This window comes from Mesorhizobium sp. ANAO-SY3R2 (assembly GCF_042466635.1).
GTDB lineage: Bacteria > Pseudomonadota > Alphaproteobacteria > Rhizobiales > Rhizobiaceae > Aminobacter.
Genome location: NZ_CP159955.1, coordinates 3980456 through 3994792, shown reverse-complemented (window position 1 = coordinate 3994792; position 14337 = coordinate 3980456). Strand labels below are relative to the sequence as shown.

Here is a 14337-nt window from a genome sequence, read left to right as displayed (position 1 = left end):
AAGCCGGCGTTTGCATCTAAAGATTCAAGAGAATCAATCAAGCATTTTCGCTCTTGAGGCGGCGGCAAATGTCGTCGAGCTGTTCAAGCGAGCGGTAGGCGATCTTGAGTTCGCCGCCCTTCTCCTTGTGGGCGATCGAGATCTTCATGCCGACCACATCCGTCAGCAGCTTTTCCAGCGCCATCGTATCCGGATCCTTTTCCGGTCGCGCCGACTTCTGCTCAGGCGCGGCGGAAGCCGGCAGCTGAGCCAGCGCTTCGGCCTGGCGCACCGACAAGCCATCCTCGATGATGCGCTTGGCGAGCCCCACCGGATCGGCCGCGGTGATCAGCGCGCGCGCATGGCCGGCCGAAAGTTCGCCATTGATCAGCATGTCGCGGACGACATCGGGCAATTTCAGCAGTCGCAGCGTGTTGGCGACGTGGCTACGGCTCTTGCCGATCACCTGACCGAGATCGGCCTGGGTATAGTTGTGCTCGTCGATCAGTTGCTGATAGCCCAGCGCCTCCTCGATGGCGTTGAGATCGGTACGCTGGACGTTTTCGATGATCGCCAGTTCGAGCGCCGTGCGGTCGTTGACATCGCGTACGATGACGGGGATTTCGTTCATCCCGGCGCGCTGCGCGGCACGCCAGCGACGCTCGCCGGCGATGATCTCGTAGCGCCCGGACTGCGCCGCGGGTCTGACCACCACCGGCTGGACCAGCCCGTGCTCGCGGATGGACTGCGCCAGGTCGGCAAGATCCGCCTCGGCGAAATGCCGGCGCGGGTTGCGCGGGTTGGGGCTGACGAATTCGATCGGCACCTTACCGTCGGCCAAAGCAGCCGGCTTTTCAGGTGCAGCAGGCTTGTCCATTTCGCCGATGAGGGCGGCGAGGCCGCGGCCGAGCCGCTTTCTGGAAAGGTCTTCGCTCATGTCTCTTCCGGATTGTTTCGATACCGAATCGGTTTACGCCGCACGCAATTTACGTTCACGCCTGATCACTTCCGAAGCCAGCTGCAGATAGGCCTGGCTGCCGGAGCATTTGAGATCGTAGAGGATCGCCGGCTTGCCATATGACGGCGCCTCGGAGATGCGCACGTTCCTCGGGATCACGGTTTCGTAGACCTTTTCGCCCATATGGGCGCGCACGTCTTCGACGACCTGGTTGGCGAGATTGTTTCGGCCGTCGAACATCGTCAGCACGATGCCCTGGATGGTCAGGTCGGGATTGATCGTCTGCCGCACCTGATCGACCGTCTCCAGCAGCTGGCTCAGGCCTTCGAGCGCAAAGAACTCGCACTGCAACGGCACCAGAACGGAATCGGCCGCCGCCATGGAATTCAGCGTCAAAAGGTTGAGCGACGGCGGGCAATCAATCAGCACATAGCTGTAGCCGGCGGCGCGATTGGAGGCCGCGCGCAAGGCATTGCGCAGCTTGAGCACGCGATCCGGCGCCGAGGCAATCTCCATTTCGATGCCGAGCAGATCAAGCGTGGAGGGAACGAGGGACAGGCCGGGAACCGCGGTTTCCATCGCCGCCTGCTCGATTTCGAGCTCGCCAGTCAGCACGTCATAGGACGACGCGGAGCGGTCGCGACGGTCGATGCCCAGCCCGGTACTGGCATTGCCCTGCGGATCGAGGTCGATGATGAGGACACGTTCGCCAATGGCGGCAAGCGCTGTCGCCAGATTGATGGTCGTCGTCGTCTTGCCGACGCCGCCCTTCTGGTTTGCAACTGTGATGATTCTTGGTGTGATGTTCATGGCTCGACTGCTGTTTTCCGTCTCGTCACCGTGCCGCGATCAAATGCGGCGCAAGTTACGAATCTCGAGGATGACACCCTGCGCGTCGGTCAGGCTCGGATGTTCTACCAGATCGAATCGCCACTGATGAGTGCTATCTTGGATTTCCTGGCGGTAGTCCCGCCCTTTGTGGAAAAGCGCGACAGTAGATTGCTCCAGCCACGGCGCGGACAACTCCAGAAGCAGTGGCAAAGGCGCGAGCGCCCGGGCGCTGAGGACTTCAGGCGCACGAATTATTCCATGCACATCCTTGATGCGCTTCGAATGCACCTTGGCCGGCAGGCCGAGTTCGCCGACCACCGCCTGCAGGAAGGCGCACTTCTTGCGATTGCTCTCGACCAGATCGATCGACGCACCGGGCCGTTCGGCGATCATCGAGGCGATGATGAGGCCCGGAAAGCCGCCGCCCGAGCCGATATCGAGCCACTTCTTCGCGTCGCCGCCGAGCCTGACGACCTGGGCGCTGTCGAGAATATGGCGCTCCCAAACGTCGTCCAGCGTCGAAGGTGCGACGAGATTGATGCGCTGCGCCCACTTCTTGAACACACGTTCAAAGCTCAGCAGGCGATCAAATGTTTCACGTGAAACGGGTCCGGCGACTTCCTGCAACCGCGCATAGGCATCCTGAATCACGCGGCACCCCGACGGGCAGAAGCTTCGGCATTGCGGACATGGGAAAGGATGATTGCCAGGGCCGCTGGCGTCATGCCGTCGATACGCTGCGCCTCGGCCAACGAGCGCGGCCGGCGCGTTCTAATCTTCTGGCGCAGTTCGTTGGACAAACCGGGGACAGATTCGAAATCAAGTGCTTCCGGAATGGTCCTCTCCTCTTCCTTCAAGATCAATGCGGCATCGGCCTTTTGACGATCCAAGTAAACGGCGTACTTGGCTTCCGTTTCGAGCGCTTCGGCAGTCTTGCCGTCGAGCTGTGCCAGTTCCGGCACGATGCGGGCCAACTGCGCCAGGTCGACGTTGGGATAAGCCAAAAGGTCGTAGAGCGACCGCTTGACGCCGTCGAGATTGACCTCGATGCCATAACGCCGCGCCTCGTTGGGCGACAACGTATGCGACTTGGTCAGCTCCCTTGCCCTCTCGATGCGAGCCGTCACATCATGGAAACGCTCTTCCCGCGCGTGCGACGCGAATCCCAGTTCGATGGCTAGTGGCGTCAGACGTTCATCGGCATTGTCGGCACGCAGAGACAGCCGGAATTCCGCACGCGATGTGAACATCCGGTAGGGCTCACTGATGCCGCGGCTGGTCAGATCGTCAACCATCACACCGATATAGGCCTGCGTCCGGCTGAGTATGAGCTGCTCGCTGTTGCCGGCGAAACGTGCCGCATTGATGCCGGCAAGCAGCCCCTGGGCGCCGGCCTCTTCATATCCGGTGGTCCCGTTGATCTGCCCGGCGAGGAACAGGCCCCTCACCCGCTTGGTTTCGAGCGTCGGCTCGAGTTCGCGCGGATCGATATGGTCATATTCGATCGCGTAACCCGGCTGCAGCATCACTGCCTTCTCGAGACCGGGGATCGACTTCAAAATGTCGAGCTGAACGTCCTCGGGAAGAGAGGTCGAAATACCGTTCGGGTAAACAGTGTCGTCATCGAGGCCCTCCGGCTCGAGGAAGATCTGGTGTCCCTCACGGTCGCCAAACTTGACGATCTTGTCTTCGATCGATGGGCAATAGCGTGGACCGATGCCTTCGATCGAGCCGGAATACATCGCCGAGCGGCCGAGATTGTCGCGGATGATGCGATGCGTCGCTTCGGTGGTGCGCGTGATGCCGCATTCGATCTGAGGATTGGTGATCTTGTCGGTCAGCAACGAGAATGGCACCGGAACTTCGTCCGCCGCCTGCTTGTCGAGCCCGGCCCAGTCGATGGTCCGGCCATCCAGGCGCGCCGGGGTGCCTGTCTTGAGGCGGCCCAACTGGAAGCCGGCACGCTTCAGCGTCTCGGAAAGCCCCATCGAAGCCGCTTCGTTCATCCGGCCAGCCGGAAATTTGCGTTCGCCGATGTGGATCAGGCCGCGCAGGAAGGTCCCGGTCGTGAGGACGACCGCACCGCAAGACAGCCGACGGCCGTCAGCAAGGACAACGGCGCCAATGCGTTCATTCTCGATAATAAAGTCTGATACTTCGCCTTCGACGACGTCCAGCATGGGCTGCTGCGCGATGGCCTCCTGCATGGCCAGGCGATAGAGCTTTCGGTCGGCTTGCGTGCGCGGTCCGCGCACGGCCGGACCCTTGCGCCGGTTGAGCAGGCGAAACTGGATGCCGCCGGCATCGGCTATCCGCCCCATGAGCCCATCCATGGCGTCGATCTCGCGAACGAGGTGGCCCTTGCCCAGCCCCCCTATCGCCGGATTGCACGACATGGTGCCGATGGTGTCGCGACGAAGGGTCACCAGCGCCGTCCTGGCCCCGGCGCGTGCCGATGCGGATGCGGCTTCGCAGCCGGCATGACCTCCACCCACCACGACGACGTCGTAGTTCTCGCTCATCGGACTCTCCAGGATATGTATGGCCCGACAGATGTCCCCATTGTCGCCCCATGTCAAGGGAATCGCTGAAGTGGTGGTTTCACGTGAAACAACCTGGCCGCGCGTCAACCTGCCAAAAGTGATGTTTCACGTGAATCACTCCCAGTTTGGTGTGATTTGTTTCACGTGAATCATTTTCCGATGCAGAATTGCGAGAAAATGACATCCAGAAGATCCTCGACATCCACGGCCCCAGAGAGCCTGCCGATTCGATCACTTGCCAATCTGAGGTCTTCGGCCCTTAGCTCAAGTGCTTCGTGATGGGCTTCAAGCGCATCGTTAAGATGTTGCAGTGCTGCATTAAGAAGTTCGACATGCCGTAGCCGCGACGGCAGCACTTCGCCGCGTTGTCCGGCAGCGGCCCGCGCGCGACTTCCGATCAGCTCGAGCAGGGTGTCGACATTCTCGCCGGTGGCTTTGGAAATCTGGAGGGTATAGCGCTCGCGCTCCTGGCCCGTGATAGCGGCGCGCCGATCCAATTTGGTGCCAACCAACAGAGCCGTCAGATCACCGGGCAGGCTGATTTCATCGCGTGGTCCAGTCATGTCCTCGAGGTAAAGCACCAGGTCGGCGCTGGATGCGCGTTCGCGCGCCCGCGCAATGCCGATTGCTTCGACCTTGCCACCCGGTTCGCGCAGGCCCGCCGTGTCGGTGATCCGGACCTTGAGTCCATCGAGATCAAGCACTGCTTCGACCAGATCGCGGGTCGTCCCGGGCTCGTCGGTGACAATCGCCGCTTCGCGCCGGATCAGGGTGTTGAGCAGGCTCGATTTGCCGGCGTTCGGTGCGCCGAGAATGACCACGTCGAACCCGTCGCGGATCATTTCGGCCTTGTCGTAGCCCTTGATGTGCTGCTGCACTTCCGAAATCAGCGCCGCGACATCCTGCCAGACAACAGTCGAGACCGAGCCGGGTACGTCCGCTTCATCGGCAAAATCCATCTCGGCTTCGATCATCGCCCGGGAGTGGATCAGGCGCTGGCGCCAAGCTTTATAGAGTTCGCTCTGCGCGCCGCTGGAGTTCAGCACCGCGAATTGCCGCTGGGCCTCTGTCTCGGCATTGATCAGATCGGCGAGCGCCTCAGCTTCGAGCAGGTCCATTTTGCCATTTACAAAGGCCCTTTTGGTGAATTCACCCGGTTCCGCCTGCCGGAAGCCGGATATTTGACCGATCTCGGCCAGCAAGGCGGTCACGACCGCGCGACCGCCATGAACCTGGAATTCGCCGCAATCCTCGCCGGTAAAACTGTTTGGTCCCGGAAAGAACAGGGTAAGCCCATGATCCAGCAATTCGCCGTTGCGCCCAAGCAGAGGCCCATAATGCGCCCGGCGCGGAGCCGGCAGTTTGCCTGCGATCATTTCGATGGCGAATCGAACTTGCGGACCGGAAATCCGGATGATGGCTACGCCGGAAGGCAAATGCCCGCTCGACAGCGCGGCTATGGAATCGGTGAATAGCATTTGCCGGTCTCCTGGAAGCGTCATAGTTTGGTAGGCCGATGATCATCGTTTTGGGGCGATCAAGCATGCTTCCGCAAGATAATCTACTGCGCGACGAAGGCAGCCCTTACCTACGCCAGCACGGCGACAACCCGGTACACTGGCGGCCATGGTCGCCGGCAGCCCTTGCCGAAGCGGTTCGGCTGGACCGTCCCATCCTGCTTTCCGTCGGCTATGCCGCCTGCCATTGGTGCCATGTGATGGCCCATGAGAGCTTCGAAAGCGACGAAGTCGCCGCGGTGATGAACCGGCTCTTCGTCAATATCAAGGTCGATCGAGAGGAGCGACCGGACATCGACCAGATCTATATGGCGGCCTTGGCCAGCATGGGCGAGCAAGGTGGCTGGCCGCTGACGATGTTCCTGACCCCCGACGCCAAGCCGTTCTGGGGCGGCACTTATTTTCCGCGCTTCCCGCGCTACGGTCGGCCGGGCTTCATCCAGGTCCTCAACGCTGTCGACGCCGCCTGGCGCGGCAAGCGGGCCAGCATTCTGCAAAGCGCCGGCGAGTTGGCCCAGCATGTCGGCGCCCGGCTTGGAGGAAGCAGTCCAGCCGGCGCGATCTCGCCAGAGATTCTGGAATCCCTCGCGTCGGGCATCAACGGCATGATCGACCACGACCTGGGCGGCCTGCGCGGCGCCCCGAAGTTCCCAAATGCGCCCTTCATGCAGACGCTGTGGTTGTCATGGCTACGCACGGGGAACACGAACTATCGGGACTCGGTAAGCAACAGCCTTGTACATATGCTGGCCGGCGGCATCTACGATCATGTCGGTGGCGGACTGGCGCGCTATTCAACCGACGCCGAATGGCTGGTCCCGCATTTCGAAAAGATGCTCTACGACAATGCCCAGCTGATCCGCCTGCTCAACTGGGCTTATGCGGCGACCGCAAACGAACTGTATCGGATACGAATCGAAAGTACGGTGGCCTGGTTGCTTCGCGAAATGCGCCTACCCGACGGCACCTTTGCATCCAGTCTGGATGCCGATAGCGAGGGCGAAGAAGGGCTGTTCTATACCTGGGACAAGGACCAGATCGAGGCCGTGCTTGGCGAGGATTCGCCCGGGTTTTTCAAATACTTCACACTTGCGAAGCCGGACGCCTGGGAAGGTAATCCCATCGTCCACCAGACCGCGACACAAGCCTCAAATTCTATCCAGGACCGCTCAAGCGTCACTGTTCTGCTGTCGCGTCTGCTCGCAGCGCGTGAAAAGCGGATAAGGCCGGGCCGCGACAACAAGGCGCTCACGGATTGGAACGGCTTTGTGATCGCAGCGCTTGCGGAAGCCGGAAGAAGCCTTGGCCGCAAGGATTGGGTCAAAGCCTCGGCAACTGCGTTCGACACCATAGTCGCGACGACCACGCCCGAGGGCCGCCTGCCCCACTCCGCTTTGGGTGAGAAGCGATTGTTTCCGGCGCTATCCAGCGACTATGCCGCGATGACCAACGCCTCCGTGTCGCTGTTCGAGGCGACGAGAGAAGGCCGATATCTCGATCACGCCCGCGATTTCCTAGGTCAACTCGACCGCTGGCATGCCGATGCTGCCAACACCGGCCACTATCTGACAGCATCGGACGGTGCGGATGTGCCGCTTCGAATACGCGGTGACGTCGACGAAGCGATTCCATCGGCCACCAGCCAGATCATCGAGGCGTTCGTGCGCCTGGCCAATGTCACCGGCGATCTCGAGCTGCAGCAACGAGCCTGGACCCTCGCCGAACATGCCGCCGGGCGCGTCAAGACCCAGCAGTTCGGCCAGGCCGGCATCGTCAATGCCTGCGCGCTGGCGCTTCAACCGTCGAAGCTGATCATCGTCAAAGATCCAGAAAAACCAGAGCTCGTTACGGTAGCGAATCGGAATCCAGATCCGCGCCGGGTCGATATCTTCCTGGAACTTGGCGAAGAAAGTGCGCAGGCCAGGCTGCCCGGCGACGAACTGCCTGACACGAAAAAGGCCGGCGCATATCTGTGCACCGGCCTCGTCTGTCTGCCCGTGATCACCGACGCAGCCAAGCTGGAAGAAGCCCTGCGCCGTCGGTGACAAAAGATCAGGTGTTCATCGAATCGAAGAAATCGGCGTTGGTCTTGGTCTGCTTGAGCTTATCGATGAGGAACTCGATCGCATCGGTGGTGCCCATCGGCGCGAGGATGCGGCGCAGCACGAAGATCTTCTGCAGATCCTGGCGCGCCACCAGCAGGTCTTCCTTGCGCGTGCCGGACTTGAGGATGTCCATCGCCGGATAGATGCGCTTGTCGGCGACCTTGCGGTCGAGCACGATTTCCGAGTTGCCGGTGCCCTTGAACTCTTCGAAGATGACTTCGTCCATGCGGCTGCCGGTGTCGATCAGCGCCGTGGCGATGATGGTGAGCGAACCGCCCTCTTCGATGTTGCGCGCGGCACCGAAGAAGCGCTTCGGCCGCTGCAGCGCGTTGGCGTCGACACCGCCGGTCAGCACCTTGCCGGATGACGGCACGACGGTGTTGTAGGCGCGGCCGAGGCGGGTGATCGAATCGAGCAGAATGACCACGTCGCGGCCATGCTCGACCAGGCGCTTGGCCTTTTCGATGACCATTTCGGCAACCTGGACGTGACGAACCGCCGGCTCGTCGAAGGTCGAGGAGACGACCTCGCCCTTCACCGAACGCTGCATGTCGGTCACTTCTTCCGGACGCTCGTCGATCAGAAGCACGATCAGGTAGCATTCGGGATGGTTGGTGGTGATCGAGTGCGCGATGTTCTGCAACAGCACGGTCTTACCGGTACGCGGCTGCGCCACGATCAGCGCGCGCTGGCCCTTGCCGAGCGGCGCCACCAGGTCGATGACGCGGGGCGAGATGTCCTTGGTGGTCGGGTTCTCGACCTCCATCTTCAGCCGCGAGGTCGGATAGAGCGGCGTCAGGTTGTCGAAGTGGATCTTGTGACGGATCTTTTCGGGATCGTCGAAATTGATCGTGTTGACCTTCAGCAGCGCGAAATAGCGCTCGCCTTCCTTGGGACTGCGGATCGGTCCTTCGACCGTGTCGCCAGTCTTCAGCGAAAAGCGCCTGATCTGCGAAGGCGAGATGTAGATGTCGTCAGGACCCGGCAGATAGTTGGCGTTGGCCGAGCGCAGGAAGCCGAAACCGTCCTGCAGCACTTCGACCACGCCGTCGCCGATGATCTCGATATCCTGACCTGCCAGCTTCTTGAGGATCGCAAACATCAATTCCTGCTTGCGCATGACGCTGGCGTTTTCGACCTCGAGCGATTCGGCGTAAGCGATCAGCTCCGGCGGCTTCTTGTTCTTGAATTCGGCGAGTTTGGTTTCCTGCATGGACGGACTCTGGGTGAGCGTGGGGAAAATCTATCGGCTAATCGCGATAAACACCGAGCGCGGCCAGACAATGAAATGGGGCGGCGCGTGGCTGGAAGGAAGAATTGCGTTTTAGCCCCCCGAAAACGAAAGAGCAAGGCGCATTTCAACAAATTTAAATCGCATTCAAAACGGTTTCACGACCACCAGGATGACGATTGCGATCATCAGCACGGTCGGGATTTCGTTGACGATGCGCCAATGCCTGGCCAGTTTCGCGTTGCGATCCTCGGCAAAGCGCCGCACCGATGCCGACAGATAGCCATGCACGCCCGACAGCAGCAGCACGCAGGCGATCTTGGCGTGCAGCCAGCCGCCGGCGAAGCCAAAGCCCTTCCAGGCCAGCCACAGGCCGAACACCCAGGTGACGGTCATTGCCGGGTTGATGATGGCGCGCAAAAGTCGCCGCTCCATGACCTTGAAGGTCTCCGACTGCACCGATCCCTTTTCCGCATCGGCGTGATAGACGAACAGGCGCGGCAAATAGAGCATGCCCGCCATCCACGAGATCACAGCAATGACGTGGATCGCCTTGGCCCAGAGATAGAAGCCGTCGGGTGCGGCCAGGAAAAGCAGCGCCGTCAGCGCAATGAGAACGACGATGGCGACCACGGCACGTTTTGCCGCCGACGCGCCGTTGGACGATTGGGTGCCTGCAGCACTCATTGCCTGGCCCCCTTGCGCACCCGGCTCACCATCGCCTCGACATGAGCGATCGGCGTCTCAGGCGTGATGCCGTGGCCGAGGTTGAAGATCAAAGGACCCGTGCCCAGCGCCTCCAGGATGGAGTCGACCCCCTCGTCCAGCGCCCTGCCGCCGGCAACCAGCCTGAGCGGATCGAGATTGCCCTGCACGGCCCCTCCCGCCTGCAGGCTCCTGGCCTGCGACATCGGAACGGTCCAGTCGAGGCCGAGCCCGGTCACGCCCGTGCGCTGGCGGTAGGTGTCGAGCTGCGCCCCTGCTCCCTTTGGGAAACCGATGATCGGCACATTTGGATAGACAGCACGCACCTTGCGCACGATCTCAGCCACCGGCTTGACGCAGCAGGCCTCGAACGTCGCGTCATCCAGTACGCCGGACCAGGAATCGAAGATCTGCACCACGTCGGCGCCCGCTTCGATCTGGCGGATGAGATAGGCGGCCGAATGGTCGGCGAGGATCGACAGCAGCTTCGCCATCGCCTGCGGTTCACGATAGGCAAACAGCCGCGCCGGCGCCTGGTCCGGCGTGCCGTGGCCGGCGATCATATAGGTGGCAACCGTCCAGGGCGCGCCGCAGAAGCCGATCAACGTCGTCTTCTCAGGCAATTCGCGGCGCAGTCGGCGCACCGTCTCGTAGACCGGTTCGAGATTCACGTGAAACTTTTCGCCGTCGAGCGCTGAAATCTCATCTGCCCGGATCGGCGTCATCAACGGCCCGCGACCTTCCTCGAAGCGCAGGTCGCGCCCGAGCGCGTGAGGCACGACGAGGATGTCGGAGAACAGGATCGAGGCGTCGAAATCGAAGCGCCGGATCGGCTGCAGCGTCACCTCGACAGCGAAATCGGGATTGTAGCAGAGGTCGAGGAAGCTGCCGGCCTTCTTCCTGGCCTCGCGATACTCCGGGAGATAGCGGCCTGCCTGCCGCATCATCCAGAGCGGCGGAACTTCGAGGCTCTCGCCTTTCAGGACTTGGAGAAGGGCGCGTTTGACCGCCATCGGATCTGCCTTTCCTAGACCCTTCTATAAACAAAAATTTTTATCGAAGGATTCTTCTAATTCTTAGAGTCTGTTGGAATCGAGAATTACGAACTGTCCATAGGCAGCTCGAGATATCCACTTGTCATAGTGACGCGCAACGGTTTTGGCCACCGGGGAAAACTTCGGGCGCGACCTAGATTCAGCGATCTGAATCAATGTGCTAGCAAAGCGATCTGAACTTGCTGATTCTGTGGATGACGGGGGACGAGAAAACAATCCCCACAATTCTCCCCGTCGCGGAGTCGAAACAGACAGCAGGGCGAATTGTGGACAAGTCGGCATTTGATACAGTCGCTCCGACCGCTTCGGGCCAAACGGGCCCTTTATCCACATTTGACCACAGACCAGGGCGCCCGCTGTGAACAAACCCCAAAGCTTCTTCCATCTGCACCTGATTTCGGACGCCACCGGCGAAACACTTCTGGCGGCGGGGCGCGCGGCGTCGGCGCAGTACAAGGACGCGCGCGCCATCGAGCACATCTATCCGCTGGTCCGGACCGAGAAGCAGCTGATGAAGGTGTTCGACGACATCGACGAAGAACCTGGCATCGTACTCTATACGGTCGTCGACCATCATCTTGCCGCCATCATCGACAGCCGTTGCGCCGAAATGGGCCTGCCCTGCGTTTCCGTGCTCGAGCCGGTACTGACCGTGTTCCAGTCCTATCTCGGCGCACCGGCCGGCCGCCGCGTCGGCGCCCAGCATGTGCTCGACGCCCAGTATTTCCGACGCATCGACGCGCTCAACTTCACCATGGAGCATGACGACGGCCAACTGCCGTCCGACATGGAACAGGCCGATGTCGTGCTGATCGGCATTTCCAGGACATCGAAGACGCCGACCAGCATCTATCTCGCCAATCGCGGCATCAAGACCGCCAACATTCCGATCGTGCTTGGAGTTCCGGTGCCGGAGAGCCTGGTCCAGGCCGAGAAACCTCTGGTCGTCGGGCTGATCGCCACCGCCGAGCGGATCTCCCAGGTTCGGCAGAACCGCATTTTAGGCACGACCATGGCATTCGAAGCTCAGGACTATGTCGATCGCGCCGCCATTGCCGAGGAACTTGCCTATGCGCGCCAGATCTGCACGCGCCACAACTGGCCGATGATCGATGTCAGCCGCCGTTCGATCGAGGAAACCGCGGCCGCCATCGTTGCCCTGCGCAACAAGAGCCGCTAAGCGCTGCCCGCTGTCGGAAGTGCCGGGGACGCGCTAACATCTCCTCGTTGGGCTTGCCGAAAAGCGATTCCGCTTTGCGGATCGATGCGCTAGGACCAATCCCGTTCCGGTGCAGACGACAAGCTTCCCTGCAACCACTCTTCGGGAGAAAAGCCGTGACCGAAAAATTGATTCTGGCGTCCGGAAGCCCGTTCCGGAAGAAGATGCTGGAAAATGCCGGTGTCGATGTCGAAGCCATTCCCGCCGAACTCGACGAACGTGCCGTGGAAGCTCCGCTCACCGACAGTGGCACCTCACCCCAGGACGTGGCGCTCGTGCTTGCCGAGGCAAAGGCTGTTGCCGTGAGCGAAGCGCATCCGGGACGACTGGTGCTCGGCTGCGACCAGACGCTTTCGTTCGATGGCGTGGTGCTGCACAAGCCGGCCGACATGGAAGCCGCACGTCGCCGCCTGCTCAAGCTCTCCGGCAAGACGCACCAGCTCAACAGTGCAGTGGTGCTTGTCCGCGACGGCGAAACGCTCTGGCGGGATGTGGAAGTCGCCTCCCTGACCATGCGCCATCTGTCACCCGCCTTCATTGGCCACCATCTCGCCCGCGTCGGCGACAAGGCCTTGTCGAGCGTCGGCGCCTACCAGATCGAGGGCGAAGGCATCCAGCTGTTCGAAAAGATCGACGGCGACTATTTCACCATCGTCGGGCTGCCGCTTCTGCCGGTGCTGGCGGAACTGAGGGAGCTTGGCGCTATAGATGGCTGAAGCAGCATTGAAAGCATTCGTCTGCGGGCATCCGATCGGCCATTCCCGTTCGCCCATGATCCACGGCTACTGGTTGGAGCAGTATGGCATCGACGGCAGTTATACTGCCATCGACGTTGCGCCAGCCGACTTCCCGGCTTTCCTGAAGGGCCTTGCCGCGGCGGGATTTCGCGGCGGCAATGTCACCATCCCGCACAAGGAAGCGGCCTTTGCCGGGGTCCAGCGCCGCGACGAGGCCGCTGAGCAGATCGGCGCGGTGAATACGCTGTGGTTCGAGGACGGTGTTCTCTGTGGCGGCAATACCGATGCCTATGGCTTTGCCGCCAATCTCGACCATCTTGCCCCCGGCTGGGCCAGGGGCGACATCGCCGTCGTCCTTGGCGCCGGTGGGGCGTCGCGTGCGACCATCCATGCGCTCAAGCAGCGCGGCTTCAACGACATCCGCATCGTCAACCGCACGGTTTCACGCGCGCAAGAACTTGCCGACCAGTTCGGGAAAGGCGTCAGCGCCCATCCGCAGGCGGCGACGGGCGAACTGCTCGGCGACGCCGCGCTGCTGGTCAACACCACCGCACTCGGCATGCACGGCAATGAGGGGCTGCCGGCCGATCCGGCGGCCCTGCCCGACCATGCCATCGTCACCGATATCGTCTATGTCCCGCTCGAAACCCCGCTTCTGGCCGCGGCCCGGGCGCGCGGGCTCAAGACCGTCGATGGTCTCGGCATGTTGTTGCATCAGGCGGTTCCGGGCTTCGAACGCTGGTTTGGCCGTCGGCCCGAGGTCACGGCTGGCTTGCGCAACCTTGTTGTCGCCGACCTGGATGCCAAGAAATGATCATTGTTGGACTGACCGGTTCGATCGGCATGGGCAAGTCGACCACGGCGCAGATGTTCGTCGAGGCCGGCGTGCCGGTTCACGATGCCGACGAGGCCGTGCATCGGCTCTATGCCGGAGCGGCGGCACCGTTGATCGAGGCGGCCTTTCCCGGAACTGTCAGGGACGGCGTCGTCGACCGCAACGAACTTGCCCGCCGCGTGCTGGGCGATTCAGCTGCCCTCAAGCAGCTGGAACAGATCATCCACCCGCTGGTGCGCGACGATGCGGCCGAATTCCTCGAGCGCAACCGCGCCGCCGGCACGCCGATCGTCGTGCTCGACATTCCGCTGCTGTTTGAAAGCGGCGGCCGGGTGCGCGTCGACAAGGTGGTCGTCGTCACCGCGCCGGCCGACATGCAGCGCGAACGCGTGCTGGCGCGGCCGGGCATGAGCGAGGAGAAATTCGAGGCGATCCTCGCCAAGCAGGTTCCTGACGCCGAAAAGCGTGAGCTCGCCGACTATGTGGTCGATACCGGCCAAGGGCTGGAGGCGGCGCGTGCTGCCGTGCTTGCGATCATCGACGATTTGACGGTGGGCAAGCTAACCTCATAGGCAATTGCCGCTTGTCTGGAGGCTGTGCCGCAAACATGCTCGCGGCAAGG

The 14337-nt window shown here is 61.7% G+C and carries 13 protein-coding genes; 5 read left to right on the top strand and 8 right to left on the bottom strand.

Annotation, left to right across the window (positions count from 1 at the left end; genetic code table 11):
- Positions 1 to 37: 37 nt before the first annotated feature.
- The 5 genes from ABSY17_RS23995 to mnmE form a co-directional block, all read right to left on the bottom strand.
- On the bottom strand, positions 38 to 916 hold the full coding sequence (locus tag ABSY17_RS23995) for a ParB/RepB/Spo0J family partition protein (RefSeq protein ID WP_378946436.1): 879 nt from the start codon (positions 914 to 916) through the stop codon (positions 38 to 40).
- A 33-nt stretch (positions 917 to 949) separates the two neighbouring features.
- Positions 950 to 1747 carry a ParA family protein gene (locus tag ABSY17_RS23990; protein ID WP_378946433.1) on the bottom strand — a complete coding sequence of 266 codons (798 nt, stop codon included), beginning with the start codon at positions 1745 to 1747 and terminating at the stop codon, positions 950 to 952.
- Positions 1748 to 1786: 39 nt separating this feature from the next.
- On the bottom strand, positions 1787 to 2419 hold the full coding sequence (rsmG, locus tag ABSY17_RS23985; protein ID WP_378946430.1) for a 16S rRNA (guanine(527)-N(7))-methyltransferase RsmG: 633 nt from the start codon (positions 2417 to 2419) through the stop codon (positions 1787 to 1789).
- The gene (gene mnmG, locus ABSY17_RS23980; protein ID WP_378946427.1) at positions 2416 to 4290 is read right to left on the bottom strand and encodes a tRNA uridine-5-carboxymethylaminomethyl(34) synthesis enzyme MnmG; all 1875 of its coding nucleotides are present in this window, start codon (positions 4288 to 4290) and stop codon (positions 2416 to 2418) included. The genes rsmG and mnmG overlap by 4 nt, the downstream gene beginning before the upstream one ends.
- A 170-nt stretch (positions 4291 to 4460) precedes the next feature.
- Positions 4461 to 5789: a tRNA uridine-5-carboxymethylaminomethyl(34) synthesis GTPase MnmE gene (mnmE, locus tag ABSY17_RS23975; protein WP_378946424.1), complete on the bottom strand. Its 1329-nt coding sequence runs from the start codon at positions 5787 to 5789 to the stop codon at positions 4461 to 4463.
- Positions 5790 to 5854: 65 nt separating this feature from the next.
- Here mnmE and ABSY17_RS23970 point away from each other — a divergent pair, with 65 nt between their 5' ends.
- Positions 5855 to 7873 (top strand): thioredoxin domain-containing protein, encoded by a 2019-nt coding sequence (locus tag ABSY17_RS23970; protein ID WP_378946422.1) that lies wholly within the window; start codon positions 5855 to 5857, stop codon positions 7871 to 7873.
- A gap of 7 nt (positions 7874 to 7880) precedes the next feature.
- Here ABSY17_RS23970 and rho read toward each other — a convergent pair whose 3' ends face one another.
- The 3 genes from rho to hemE all read right to left on the bottom strand — a co-directional run bounded on the left by rho (position 7881) and on the right by hemE (position 10882).
- Positions 7881 to 9146, bottom strand: a complete 1266-nt coding sequence (rho, locus tag ABSY17_RS23965) for a transcription termination factor Rho (protein WP_115730026.1) — start codon at positions 9144 to 9146, stop codon at positions 7881 to 7883.
- 165 nt (positions 9147 to 9311) lie between these two features.
- The gene (gene hemJ / locus ABSY17_RS23960; RefSeq protein WP_378946420.1) at positions 9312 to 9851 is read right to left on the bottom strand and encodes a protoporphyrinogen oxidase HemJ; all 540 of its coding nucleotides are present in this window, start codon (positions 9849 to 9851) and stop codon (positions 9312 to 9314) included.
- Positions 9848 to 10882, bottom strand: a complete 1035-nt coding sequence (hemE, locus tag ABSY17_RS23955) for a uroporphyrinogen decarboxylase (protein WP_378946418.1) — start codon at positions 10880 to 10882, stop codon at positions 9848 to 9850. The genes hemJ and hemE overlap by 4 nt, the downstream gene beginning before the upstream one ends.
- A gap of 400 nt (positions 10883 to 11282) precedes the next feature.
- Between hemE and ABSY17_RS23950 the strand changes: the two genes are divergently transcribed.
- The 4 genes from ABSY17_RS23950 to coaE all read left to right on the top strand — a co-directional run bounded on the left by ABSY17_RS23950 (position 11283) and on the right by coaE (position 14287).
- The gene (locus tag ABSY17_RS23950) at positions 11283 to 12104 is read left to right on the top strand and encodes a pyruvate, water dikinase regulatory protein (protein WP_378946416.1); all 822 of its coding nucleotides are present in this window, start codon (positions 11283 to 11285) and stop codon (positions 12102 to 12104) included.
- Positions 12105 to 12259: 155 nt separating this feature from the next.
- Entirely contained in the window at positions 12260 to 12859 is a 600-nt protein-coding gene (locus tag ABSY17_RS23945; protein ID WP_378946414.1) for a Maf-like protein, read from the top strand.
- Complete coding sequence (locus ABSY17_RS23940) at positions 12852 to 13694, top strand: shikimate dehydrogenase (RefSeq protein WP_378946412.1); 843 nt, start codon at positions 12852 to 12854, stop codon at positions 13692 to 13694. Before ABSY17_RS23945 ends, ABSY17_RS23940 begins: the two co-directional genes overlap by 8 nt.
- Positions 13691 to 14287, top strand: coding sequence for a dephospho-CoA kinase (coaE, locus tag ABSY17_RS23935; RefSeq protein ID WP_378946410.1), 597 nt, complete (start codon positions 13691 to 13693; stop codon positions 14285 to 14287). The genes ABSY17_RS23940 and coaE overlap by 4 nt, the downstream gene beginning before the upstream one ends.
- Positions 14288 to 14337: the final 50 nt, after the last annotated feature.

Coding starts and splice junctions, on each gene's coding strand:
- coaE (WP_378946410.1), top strand. CDS start 13,691: ATGATCATTGTTGGACTGACCGGTTCGATCGGCATGGGCAAGTCGACC.
- rho (WP_115730026.1), bottom strand. CDS start 9,146: ATGCAGGAAACCAAACTCGCCGAATTCAAGAACAAGAAGCCGCCGGAG.
- ABSY17_RS23940 (WP_378946412.1), top strand. CDS start 12,852: ATGGCTGAAGCAGCATTGAAAGCATTCGTCTGCGGGCATCCGATCGGC.
- hemJ (WP_378946420.1), bottom strand. CDS start 9,851: ATGAGTGCTGCAGGCACCCAATCGTCCAACGGCGCGTCGGCGGCAAAA.
- mnmG (WP_378946427.1), bottom strand. CDS start 4,290: ATGAGCGAGAACTACGACGTCGTCGTGGTGGGTGGAGGTCATGCCGGC.
- mnmE (WP_378946424.1), bottom strand. CDS start 5,789: ATGCTATTCACCGATTCCATAGCCGCGCTGTCGAGCGGGCATTTGCCT.
- ABSY17_RS23995 (WP_378946436.1), bottom strand. CDS start 916: ATGAGCGAAGACCTTTCCAGAAAGCGGCTCGGCCGCGGCCTCGCCGCC.
- ABSY17_RS23970 (WP_378946422.1), top strand. CDS start 5,855: ATGCTTCCGCAAGATAATCTACTGCGCGACGAAGGCAGCCCTTACCTA.
- hemE (WP_378946418.1), bottom strand. CDS start 10,882: ATGGCGGTCAAACGCGCCCTTCTCCAAGTCCTGAAAGGCGAGAGCCTC.
- ABSY17_RS23990 (WP_378946433.1), bottom strand. CDS start 1,747: ATGAACATCACACCAAGAATCATCACAGTTGCAAACCAGAAGGGCGGC.